This window comes from Pseudoalteromonas sp. BZA4 (assembly GCF_040104395.1).
GTDB lineage: Bacteria > Pseudomonadota > Gammaproteobacteria > Enterobacterales > Alteromonadaceae > Pseudoalteromonas.
In genome coordinates, this window is sequence record NZ_JBECOT010000138.1 from 1 (window position 1) to 1489 (window position 1489).

The following is a 1489-nucleotide window of genomic DNA, read 5'->3' on the forward strand; positions in this document are numbered from 1 at the left end:
CTAGTACTCTTTCACATATATTTTGATCAGTTGCCCTTACTTAAATTCAGGTAACTGATCTTTTTCAATCAATAATTCAATACTCCTGCTTTTTCCAGTAACTGATGTTATAAATTTCTTCTTCTTAAGAACTGAAATCATTGAATGAACACTTGAAGATGCGGTTCCAAAGTAGCGCTCAAAATCACTTTCAGCAGGCGCAACCCCATTCACTTTTGTGTAGTAATAAATAAATGCTAAATACTGACCTTGCTTTGCTGTAAACAGTGACGACTCTTCTTTATTCATAATGAACTTTTACCCTAATCAGTGATCCTTTAACTCATATAAACTTACTTAATATTGTTATGAACCGAAAGTATATTGTTGAATTATCAGAAGAAGAAAAACAAGAATTAGTAGACTATTGCAAAAAAGGCATGGTCAATGTTCGAAAGTACAAGCGTGCTGCTATTTTGTTAAAAGCTGACCGTTGTAGATATACAACAGAGCAAATATGTGAAGCAGTTCAAGTGAGCTCTTCCACCGTATTTCGAGTCAAACGCCAGTTTGTTGAAGAAAATCTAGCGGCAGCTTTGAATGAAGGTGCACGAAGTGGTGCAATGAGAAAAACTTCTGCGAAAGATGAAGCAACGTTAATCGCCACAGCTTGCACTAAGCCACCAACAGGTCACGCTAGATGGACATTATCTTTACTTGGAGAGCGATTAGTTACGTTAACCGATTTAGATAGTATCTCGTATGAAACAATACGGAGGCGCCTTAAAGAGAATGCACTAAAGCCATGGCAAAAAAAGATGTGGTGTGTGGCGACAATGGATGCTGAATATATCGCGCGGATGGAACATGTGCTCGAGTTGTATGCTGAGCCAGCAGATGAGTTAAACCCCATAATTAACTTTGATGAGGCGATGAAACAACTGGTAGATGATACTCGACCGGCACAACCAATGAAGCCGGGGCAGACTAAGCGGTTAGATTATGAATATAAACGTGTAGGTGTGGCCAACTTATTTGTATTCTTCGATCGCCATCGAGGGTGGCGGCATGTTAAAGCAACAGAAAGAAAGACGAAAATTGACTTTGCTAATTGTATGAAGGATTTAGTTGATCTTCATTATCCACATGCGAACAAAATAAAAGTTGTGTTAGATAACTTATCAACTCATACAGAAGGAGCGTTATATAAAGCATTTTCTCCACAGGAAGCACGCCGGATTTTAAATAAACTAGAATTACATTACACGCCAAAACACGCGAGTTGGTTGAATATGGTCGAGATAGAAATTGGTAATATGAATAAGCAATGTTTAGATAGACGTATTGCAAGTATGGAAGAACTAAAGACAGAACTCGCGGCCTGGGAATGGAGCAGGAATAAAGAAAGAACAAGTATAAACTGGATGTTTAATGTTGAATTAGCTCGTGAAAAACTTCAGAGGGCCTATGGTGCCCTCAACTAGTCAGAACTTGTGTGATGAAGTACTAG

General features: G+C 38.5%; 2 protein-coding genes. One reads left to right on the forward strand and one right to left on the reverse strand.

Annotated elements, in window-relative coordinates:
• Window positions 1–36 precede the first annotated feature (36 nt).
• On the reverse strand, window positions 37–288 hold the full coding sequence (locus ABMY41_RS21725) for a MarR family transcriptional regulator (RefSeq protein ID WP_175081355.1): 252 nt from the start codon (window positions 286–288) through the stop codon (window positions 37–39).
• Window positions 289–347: 59 nt separating this feature from the next.
• Between ABMY41_RS21725 and ABMY41_RS21730 the strand changes: the two genes are divergently transcribed.
• Window positions 348–1463, forward strand: a complete 1116-nt coding sequence (locus ABMY41_RS21730) for an IS630 family transposase (protein ID WP_349276258.1) — start codon at window positions 348–350, stop codon at window positions 1461–1463.
• Window positions 1464–1489: the final 26 nt, after the last annotated feature.

Excerpts from the sequence above, each read along its gene's own strand:
- ABMY41_RS21725 (WP_175081355.1), bottom strand. The coding sequence starts at position 288 with ATGAATAAAGAAGAGTCGTCACTGTTTACAGCAAAGCAAGGTCAGTAT.
- ABMY41_RS21730 (WP_349276258.1), top strand. The coding sequence starts at position 348 with ATGAACCGAAAGTATATTGTTGAATTATCAGAAGAAGAAAAACAAGAA.